Consider the following 9,171-nt stretch of genomic DNA (forward strand, 5'->3'; position numbering starts at 1 on the left):
GCGGAGGACCTCGAGGGATCGTTCGGCGACCGGAGGTCCCGACAACCCGCCCGCGCCGATCGCCGCCACCGCGTCGTCCGGGGTGTTCAGCCCGTCTCGGCGGATCGTCGTGTTGGTCGCGACGATGCCCGCCAGGCCGAGTTCGAGCGCGAGATCCGCGACCGCGTCGACGTCGTCGTCGGACAGGTCGGGTGCGATCTTCACCAGAACCGGGACGGTCACGCAGTCGAGAACGGCACGCAGGAGAGGTCGGAGAGATTCGACGGCCTGCAGGTCCCGCAGTCCCGGGGTGTTCGGGGAGCTGACGTTGACCACCATGAAATCGGCCAGCGGACCGAGCAGTTGCGCGCTCGCCGTGTAATCGGCCGGGGCGTCCGCGGCGTCGACGATCTTGGTCTTGCCGATGTTCGCGCCGATCGGCACACCGGCCCGGCGCTGACGGAGATGATTGGCGGCATTGCCTGCACCGTGATTGTTGAAACCCATCCGGTTGATCAGGGCGCGGTCCGCGGGCAGCCGGAACAGGCGGGGAGACGGGTTGCCGGGCTGGGCCTGGGCGGTGACGGTGCCCACCTCGGCGAAACCGAAGCCGAGGGGGCCCCACGCGTCGACGCCGGTCGCATCCTTGTCGAACCCGGCGGCGAGTCCGAGCGGCGCCGGGAAGTCGAGTCCGAACACGGTGTTCCGCAGTACCGGATCGTCCACGACGAGAACCTTGCCGACGAGCTGGCGCAGCGGCGAGAACCGCGTGACCAGGCGCATCGCGGCGAAGGCCAGGTGATGGATCCGCTCCGGCGGAACGCGGAACATCACCCGTAACAGCAGGTGGTACAAGGAGGTCTCCCTAGATTGCGGGGTCGGGGACATGGTGAGCGGTCTTCCTTCGTTTGAGCAGCACACGGCGGCTTCCGTCGGAGTACAGGCGGACTCGGGACAGCTCCCAGCCACCGAATTCCGCCTGGATGGCCAACCTCATCGAAGCGCTGATGCGGGTGACGTCGGGTGGCAGCCGAAGCGGCACGTACTCGAAGTCCTCGGATTCGATCTCCCACCCGGAGGGGAGTCGACGTGAATGCGATGCCATCTACGAACTCCTCGTCGGGATCTGCTGTAGGCCGTCTCCCGTCGCGGAACCGATCAGGAGGTCACCGTTCACGGTATCCACAGTGACAGAGTTCGGCTGCCGGACGGTGGGATACCGCGCCGTTTCCACGCCGACACCACTCGACAGGTCGAATCCGACCACTTCGTTGGTCTCGGTCAGCGTGACCCACGCGCGGTCGGCAGTGTCGTCGTAGGCGACGGCGTACGGAGCGAGCCCGGCGGGGAACCGCTGACGGAGCATCAGTGTGTCGGTGGTGTAGGCGAGCAGTTCGTCGCCGGTGGTGTCGGTGACGAGGATTCGTCCGTAATGATCGGTCGTGAGTTGAGTCGCGCCTTCCCCGGCGCGCAGCGCGACACCGAGCGCGGCAGCGGGGACGTCGATGGCGGTGACGGACGTCTGACCACGATCGAGAGCGGTGAGCGAGTCGCCGACGACGGCAAGTCCGTCGACAGACGTGAGACCGCCGATCACCTGTGACTCGTTCGTCTCGGTGTTCACGATGTGAATCTCGCCATTGCCCAGGCCCATCGCCAGCCGCCCGTCGGGCAGTTGGGCGACCGACCGGACGTCGCCGTCGGCGGGGACGAACGTCACCTCACCCGTCCGCAGGTCCAGGCGTCCTACCTGGGTGTTCATGGCGAGTAGCGCCACACCACCGGGGGCAAGGGAGACCTGGGCGACGGTGTCGTCCAGCGGAATCACCCGCGGAGGCGCCGTGAAATCCCCCGCCGGGAACAGCAGGACCTGGTTGCCTTCGCCTCCCAGCACGACGGTCGTGCGGGTCTCGGGGTCGAATGTGGTGGACTCGATCGGCACGCCGACAGGGTGGACGACACCGGCAGGCGTGGTGTTCTGGGCCGGGGACTGCGCGGCACTCGCGGGCGCGATCGTGATCGCCTGATCCTCGTCGGAGTTCGACGAACAGCCCGTGACCAGTAGAAATGCCACTCCGATACACGAGGCGACGACGCGCGCTCCCGGTCTACCCATGTGCTGCTCCTCGGGGTTCTCTCATCGACCTACACCTGTACAACTGCCCACAAGCATCCCTGATCCGCGAAACGCCCACGAAATGCGGTCGGTGCCGAGCGGGTGCCGAGGCGATACCGTGAGAAACATCGACCCCGCGCCCGGCGGTCTCCCGATCGCCGGCCCAGGTCATCGAGGAGAAGACCGTGGAAATACCCGAAACACCGACGTTCACCGTCGAAGACATCTCGGTAGGACCGCACGCACACGGCTTCGGCCGGACCGCAGAAGGTAACTCCTACGCATTCCGGGTGCGCAAGAGCACGATGCACGTCGAGGTCTACCGCGCCGACGTGGAAACCGAGGTCCCGGCTCCGGACGACATCGTCGCGTCGGCGCGGCGCTCGGTCCGGGAGATCGACCTGACCGATGAACGCAGCATCGTCGCCGTCGTGAGAGATGCCGTGTCCGATCCCGATTCCCACGTGGCAGGGCCGGAGGACGGGATCACCGTCCGTGCGGTCCTCAGCCGTCTCGGGGCGGTCATCGACGGGCTGTGAACCCCGCGGTCTAGCGCCGGTCGCGGCGGGGGAGGACGAGGGTCGCACCGGTCACCGGGTGCTCGATGACCTCGACGGGGTGCCCGTACACCCGGGTCAGCAATTCCTCGGACAGAACGTCGCCGGGCGGGCCGTCGGCGGCGACACGTCCCTGCTCGAGGACCACGATCCGGTCGGCGTATGCGGCGGCGAGCGCGAGGTCGTGGAGGACGACCACCACCGCGGTGCCCTGCTCCGCGCGGGAGCGGGCGAGATGCATCACGGTCTCCTGGTGCCCGAGGTCGAGGGCAGCGGTGGGCTCGTCGAGCAGGATCGTCTCGGTGCGCTGCGCCAGCACCCGCGCCAGGGCCACCCGGGCACGTTCGCCACCCGACAGCGCGGTGAACGGCCGGTCGGCGAATGCCACGACGTCGCAGATCCGCATGGCCTCGGCGATCGCGGCGGCGTCGTCGTCGGAGCGGGGGGTGCGCGCCCACGGTGAGCGGCCCATCGTGATCACCTGACGTGCGGTGAACGAGAATCCGACCGTGTTCTGCTGGGGAAGGACCGCCCGGCGCTGGGCCATCTCGAGCGCCGTCCACTCGCCGAGGTCCCGGTCGTCGAGGTGCACGGTTCCCGTGTGCACGTCCTGATCGCCCGACAGCGCCGCGAGGAGGGTCGACTTGCCTGCCCCGTTGGGGCCGACGAGAACGAGGACCTCGCCGATCCGCACGTCCACGGACACGTCGTCGAGCACGGGCCTGCCCCCGCGGGTGACGGCGATACCGTCCGCCCGCAGCGTCACGGCCCCCGAGGAGCGCGGCGGGGGCACCGGGTCGGTCCGTCGGAACAGGCTCTGCTCGATGGCCTCGCCGACCCGGGTGCGGAGCGGGTGGAATGCCGGACTCATGCCCACCCGCCCTGACTGGMCCGGGTGCGGCGCAACAACCAGAAGAAGAACGGCCCGCCGACCAGGGCCGTCAGCATGCCGAGCGGAAGGTCCGCGTTCGCCACGAGGGACCGGGCGCCCAGGTCGGCGAGGAGCAGCACGAGCGAGCCGCACAGCGCGCTCGCCGGAATCAGGGCCCGGTGGCCCGGCCCGACGGCGATGCGCATCAGGTGCGGGACCACCAGGCCGACGAACAGGATGATGCCGGTGAAGGCCACGCTGGACGAGACGAGCAGGGCGACGATCAGCACGGCGATCTGACGCAGCCGCTCGACGTCGAGGCCGAGGTGCCGGGCCGCGCTCTCGCCGAGAGACAGCAGGTCGAGTTTCCCGGCGATCATCATCGTGGCGGCGATCCCGGCGACGGTCATCGGCGCCACCACCGCGACGGCGTTCCAGGTGGCCCCGTTGAGGCTGCCCAGTTGCCAGAACACGATCTGATCGCGCGCCGCGGGGGACGCGACGAACGTGAAGAAGGCGATGAGGCCGCCGGCGAACGCGTTGACCGCCACCCCGGTGAGGACGAGGGTGACCACCTCGGTGCGGCCCTCGTGGCGGGCGAGGACGTACACGGCGACGGTGGTGATCAGGCCCGCGACGAATGCGGCCGCGGCCACCGTCCACCCGGCCGCGAACGCGCCGCCGACCACGATGGCGGCGCTGGCGCCGACCGCGGCGCCTGCCGACACCCCGATGACGCCGGGTTCGGCGAGCGGGTTGGCGAACACACCCTGCAGCAGCGCTCCCGCGCATCCGAGCGCCGCCCCGACCAGGATGGCAAGGACCACCCGCGGGAACCGAACCTCCCACAGCGTCACCTCCCCGCTGGGATGCGCGGGCATCGGCCCGAGATCCAGCCCGATGCGGTGCAGGATGCTGCCGAGAACCTCTCCGGGTCCGGTCGGCACCTGCCCGATGCAGGCCGAGAAGACGGCGGCGACAGCAAGGGCAATCAGCAGACCGCCGAGAACGGCACCGGTTCGAGTGCGTGAGGAAGGCTTACCCGGAGTGTGGAGGTCTTCGACGGTCATGGATTGTCGGTCGGGTAGACGGCGTCGGCCAGCGCGCCGAGAACACGGCCCGTGTTGGGGCCGAAGCTCAGCAGCACCCCGTCCTGCATGTCGACGACGCGCTGGTTCTTGCCCGCCGGAGTCTGCGCCACCCCGGGGATCTTCTCGAGTCCCTTGATGCCGCCGATCGATTCGAGCCCGCCCGTCATCATCAGGAGGACGTCGGGGGCGGCGGCGATCAGGGCCTCGCTGGTGATCGGCGCGAACTGCTGCGTGATGCCCGATGCAGTGCCGGCGTCGACTGCGCCGAGCGCGTCGATCAGCGAGTCGGCGCCCGACCCCGGGCCGCCGATCATGGTGATCGCGGTGCCGCGCAGATAGAGGAACGCGATCTTCAGCGGATCGTCGCCCTGGGGGGCGCGACTCCGGGCGGCGGCGATCTCACTCTCGGTGCGGGCCGCGAGTTCGCGGCCCTGCTCGGGCACGCCGAGCGCATTCGCCACCGCCGTGATCTGGGCGGGCACACCCTCGAGGGTCCGCGTCGGATCGAAGAAGACGAYGGGAACACCGGCTGCCCGCAGCTGATCCTGCACGGCCTGCGGTCCGATGCTGGTGTCGGTGAGGATCACCGTCGGCGCCAGGTCGAGGATGGCCTCGGCGTTGAGGGACTGCCCGCCCGGTGTCACCACCGGCACGTCCTGTGCGGCCGGGAACTCGGAGGCGATGTCCCGGCCCACCACGTTGTCGCCGAGTCCGAGTGCGAAGACCGTCTCGGTGAGCGTTCCGTAGCGGTCCGCGGTCACGATCCTGCTCGCGTCCGTGATCGTCACGTCCACCCCGTCGAAACTGCGGACCGTGACGGGCAGCACCGGCGTGGCAGGGGACTCGAGGGGTTCGGGATTCAGGTCGTCGAGGACCGCCGTGCGCGCACCGCCGGTGCCGCCGGCGCTGTCACCGGCGCCGGAAGTGCACGCCGTCACCGCTATCGCCGACACGAGAAGCAGGACGAGAACGGCGAACAGCGACCTGTCCGTGCGGGTCCGGAACACCGATCTCATCGTGCGAGGTACCGGTCGATGTCCGCTTCGAGGGCGGCGAACAGGTCGCCGTTGAGCCGGTAGGCGAGGTTGACCTCGTCGATCACCCGCTGCTGGTCCGCCGGAGTCAGGGGCGCGGCGTCGAGTTTCGCGCGGTAGGTGTCCTTGAACACCTTCGGTTTCGGGATCTCGTCGAAGATGTAGAACTGCAGGCCGTCGGTGGTGTACCCGTAGGCGCGTTCGAGCATGCGCCGGATGATCTGCCCGCCGGACAGGTCTCCCATATACCGGATGTAGTGGTGCGCAACGAAACCGGCGGGCCACTCGTACGCCACCTCGCGGAGCCGCTCCACGTAACGGGTGGTGGCGGGCAGTGCGGCCACCGTCTCGCGCCACGACGGCCCGCGCAGGAACTCGAGATCCGCTTCCAGCGACGGAACCCGCAGCAGTTCGTCGTGGAGAAACGGCGACGCGACGGGGTTGCCGGTGTGGGTGCGCCCGGCGTCCTCGAGTTCGCAGTAGACGAGGTACGTCTGCGCGAGCAGTTCGGCGTAGCCGTCCGAGGTGAGTTCACCGGCGAGGAGGGCCCCGACGAAGCGGGACTGCTCCGTCTCCCGGTGAGCGGCGTCCGTCCCCGCCTTGATGCGCTCGGCGAAGCCGACGGTTCGGCGATCGGCCGCGTCGGCCTCGTTCAGCGTGGTCATGGACTCTCCTGCAGATCTACGGGCGTCGGCCGGTGGGCACCAGGTTAGCCTGCCCTGCACGTGAACTGCAGGTGCATGTCTGCCTGCTCCTGCACACGCTAGGCGCTGACGTCGTCGAGCGCCGCCGCGATCGCGGCGGGCAACTCCAGTTCCTCGGCGACGAGCACCCCGGTCAGCTGTGCGATGTCCCTCGCCCCGACGACCGCGCTCGCAACACCCGGACGGTCGCGCGCCCACGCGAGCGCGACGGCCAGCGGGGACGTGCCGAGCCCGTCGGCCGCGGTCACGACCGCGTCGACCACCCGGACGGAGGAGTCGCCGAGGTAACTCTGGACGTCCTGCGCGTGCGCGTCGTCGGCACCGCGGGAATCGACGGGGATGCCGTTGCGGTATTTGCCGGTCAGGACTCCGCGGGCGAGCGGCACCGCAGCGAACACACCGATGCCGTGATGTACCGCGGCCGGAACCAGTTCTTCCTCGACTCCCCGGGCGAGCAGCGAGTACTCCACCTGGGTGGCGACGAGCGTGGTGCCGCGGGACGCGCCTGCCGCGGTGGCCAGCTGCCACCCGAGGTAACCCCGCGCCCCGACGTACCGGACCCGGCCGCTCGCCACCGCGAAATCGAGTGTGGCGGCGACCTCGTCGACCGGCGTGAACGGATCCCAGGTGGCGACCTGCCACATGTCCAGGTAGTCGGTGCCGAGTTCGCGCAGAGTGGCGTCGAGCTGGGCGACGAGACCGCGCCGCGAGCAGTCGATTCGTGACGGACCCGACGGGTTGATCCCGGAACTCGAGCTCAGGACGAGTTCCGTTCGCGGCACCACGTCGTCGAGCAGTTCCGCCAGGATCCGCTGCGCCACACCGTCGCCGTACGCGGGCGAGGTGTCGACGAGCGTTCCGCCCGCATCGACGAACGCCGCGATCTGCGCCGCGGCCTCGTCGCCGTCCGTGTCCCGACCCCAGGTGAGCGTGCCCAGGCCGAGTCGTGACACTCGCAACCCGCTTGCTCCGACCGATCTCTGTTCCATAACCGCCTGCGTCTCGTACCGTAGCTGCAACCCCGGCGTCACCCCCGAAGATGCTGGTGCCCCCCGGAACCGGCCACCACAGGTGCAGAGTAGTGGGGTATCGCGGGGCAGGGGGTCCTGCCACGCCGGATTCTGCCGGAGGTCGCCCTCCCCGGTACCGTGGCGCCGGTGAATTACGAACGCGACATGGGAAATTGGCGTCAGAGCGGCACATTCGACCTCGGGACCGGTGAGTGATGGGCGAGGCGATGTCCTGGCTCCAGGCGATTGTCCTCGGTGCGGTCCAGGGATTGACCGAGTTCCTGCCGATCTCCTCGTCCGGCCATCTTCGGATCGTGTCGGAGATCTTCTTCGGTGACGACGCCGGTGCGTCCTTCACCGCCGTCACCCAGCTCGGCACGGAAGCCGCGGTGCTCATCTACTTCGCCCGCGACATCGGACGGATCATCGCCGGATGGTTCCGGGGACTGTTCCATCCCGAGCATCGCAGTGATCTCGATTACCGGATGGGCTGGTATGTGATCATCGGCACGATCCCGGTGGGTGTGCTCGGGTTCCTGTTCAAGGACCAGATCCGCACCGGTGCCCGCAACCTGTGGCTGATCGCCACCATGCTGATCGTGTTCGCGTTGGTCATCGCGGCGGCCGAGTACTACGGGCGGAAGGTGCGTCCCGTCGAGGACCTGCGTGCCAAGGACGGCATCATCATGGGTTCCGCCCAGGCGCTCGCACTGATCCCGGGCGTCTCGCGGTCGGGCGGCACGATCAGCGCAGGCCTCTTCCTCGGACTCACCCGTGAAGCCGCGGCGCGCTACTCCTTCCTCCTCGCGATCCCCGCGGTCGTCGCGTCCGGGCTGTTCAGCCTGCCGGACGCGTTCGAACCGGCCGGTGAGGGTCTCAACGCGAGCGGCCCGCAGCTTCTCGTCGCCACCGCGATCGCGTTCGCCATCGGCTACGCGTCGATCGCGTGGCTGCTCCGTTTCGTCGTCGACCACTCGATGTACTGGTTCGTCGGCTACCGCATCATCCTCGGCGTGATCGTCCTGTCGCTTCTCGCGACCGGCGTCGTGTCGGCCACCTGAGATCGGGCAGCCGGGGAGTGCACGACACTAGGCTGGGCCAATGACAGTTGTGCTGCTGCGCCACGGGCGGTCGACCTCGAACACTGCACACACGCTTGCCGGCCGGTCACCGGGAGTCGAACTCGACGACCGCGGCCGCGAGCAGGCGCAAGCCATCGTGTCCCGGCTCGCCGACGTGGCCATCGAGGAGATCGTGCATTCGCCGCTCGTGCGGTGCGAGCAGACCGTGGAACCGCTCGCCCGGGCCCGGGGCCTGACCCCCGTGGTGGAACATCGGCTGGTCGAGGTCGACTACGGCGAGTGGACCGGTCGCGAGCTGAAGGTCCTGCTCGAGGAACCGCTGTGGAAGATCGTGCAGCAGCACGCGTCCGCCGCGGTGTTCCCGGGGGGAGAAGGTCTGGCGCAGGTCCAGGCCCGGGCCGTCGCCGCGGTCCGCGAGCACGACGCACGGCTCGCGGAACTGCACGGCCGCGACGTCGTGTGGGTGGCGTGCTCACACGGCGACGTCATCAAGTCGGTCCTCGCGGACGCCCTCGGCGCGCACCTCGACGGATTCCAGCGGATCGTCGCCGAGCCGGCCTCGATCAGCGTCGTCCGGTACACCTCCACCCGTCCGTACGTGCTGAAGATGAACGACACCGGCGCCGATCTGTCCGGAGTCAACACGCCACCGGTGTCCGGAGACGGCGCCCGCGCCGAAGTATCCGGATCGGTGCCCGGCGGGGAGGTCCGCCTGTGAGGATTAGGC

11 protein-coding genes are annotated in these 9,171 nt (G+C 69.3%); 3 read left to right on the forward strand and 8 right to left on the reverse strand.

The features are described 5' to 3' along the window. From AC1D1G_RS36430 to AC1D1G_RS36440, 3 genes are all read right to left on the reverse strand, one after another. Positions 1–834 (reverse strand): quinone-dependent dihydroorotate dehydrogenase (locus tag AC1D1G_RS36430; protein WP_477955922.1); only part of this gene is annotated, 834 nt, incomplete at its 3' end. 10 nt (positions 835–844) lie between these two features. Beyond that, positions 845–1,084 carry a DUF5703 family protein gene (locus AC1D1G_RS36435; protein WP_005243088.1) on the reverse strand — a complete coding sequence of 80 codons (240 nt, stop codon included), beginning with the start codon at positions 1,082–1,084 and terminating at the stop codon, positions 845–847. Next, on the reverse strand, positions 1,085–2,095 hold the full coding sequence (locus AC1D1G_RS36440) for an NHL repeat-containing protein (RefSeq protein WP_283335158.1): 1,011 nt from the start codon (positions 2,093–2,095) through the stop codon (positions 1,085–1,087). It abuts the gene before it with no gap. Between the two features lie 185 nt (positions 2,096–2,280). On the opposite strand from AC1D1G_RS36440, the gene AC1D1G_RS36445 reads away from it, so the two are divergent. Continuing rightward, positions 2,281–2,634 (forward strand): hypothetical protein, encoded by a 354-nt coding sequence (locus AC1D1G_RS36445; RefSeq protein WP_005243085.1) that lies wholly within the window; start codon positions 2,281–2,283, stop codon positions 2,632–2,634. A gap of 10 nt (positions 2,635–2,644) precedes the next feature. Here AC1D1G_RS36445 and AC1D1G_RS36450 read toward each other — a convergent pair whose 3' ends face one another. From AC1D1G_RS36450 to AC1D1G_RS36470, 5 genes are all read right to left on the reverse strand, one after another. Next, positions 2,645–3,523, reverse strand: a complete 879-nt coding sequence (locus AC1D1G_RS36450) for a heme ABC transporter ATP-binding protein (RefSeq protein WP_477955924.1) — start codon at positions 3,521–3,523, stop codon at positions 2,645–2,647. After that, positions 3,520–4,593, reverse strand: a complete 1,074-nt coding sequence (locus AC1D1G_RS36455) for a FecCD family ABC transporter permease (protein WP_477955925.1) — start codon at positions 4,591–4,593, stop codon at positions 3,520–3,522. The genes AC1D1G_RS36450 and AC1D1G_RS36455 overlap by 4 nt, the downstream gene beginning before the upstream one ends. After that, on the reverse strand, positions 4,590–5,630 hold the full coding sequence (locus AC1D1G_RS36460) for a heme/hemin ABC transporter substrate-binding protein (protein WP_477955926.1): 1,041 nt from the start codon (positions 5,628–5,630) through the stop codon (positions 4,590–4,592). Before AC1D1G_RS36460 ends, AC1D1G_RS36455 begins: the two co-directional genes overlap by 4 nt. Then, the gene (locus AC1D1G_RS36465; protein WP_317570576.1) at positions 5,627–6,313 is read right to left on the reverse strand and encodes a biliverdin-producing heme oxygenase; all 687 of its coding nucleotides are present in this window, start codon (positions 6,311–6,313) and stop codon (positions 5,627–5,629) included. Before AC1D1G_RS36465 ends, AC1D1G_RS36460 begins: the two co-directional genes overlap by 4 nt. A gap of 98 nt (positions 6,314–6,411) precedes the next feature. Beyond that, a complete protein-coding gene (locus tag AC1D1G_RS36470) occupies positions 6,412–7,341 on the reverse strand; it encodes an aldo/keto reductase (protein WP_280780035.1) in 930 nt (309 codons plus the stop codon). A gap of 236 nt (positions 7,342–7,577) precedes the next feature. Between AC1D1G_RS36470 and AC1D1G_RS36475 the strand changes: the two genes are divergently transcribed. Then, on the forward strand, positions 7,578–8,423 hold the full coding sequence (locus AC1D1G_RS36475) for an undecaprenyl-diphosphate phosphatase (RefSeq protein ID WP_043788485.1): 846 nt from the start codon (positions 7,578–7,580) through the stop codon (positions 8,421–8,423). A 40-nt stretch (positions 8,424–8,463) separates the two neighbouring features. Continuing rightward, the gene (locus AC1D1G_RS36480; RefSeq protein ID WP_011594100.1) at positions 8,464–9,162 is read left to right on the forward strand and encodes a histidine phosphatase family protein; all 699 of its coding nucleotides are present in this window, start codon (positions 8,464–8,466) and stop codon (positions 9,160–9,162) included. Positions 9,163–9,171: the final 9 nt, after the last annotated feature.

This window comes from Rhodococcus sp. P3_B8 (assembly GCF_056402775.1).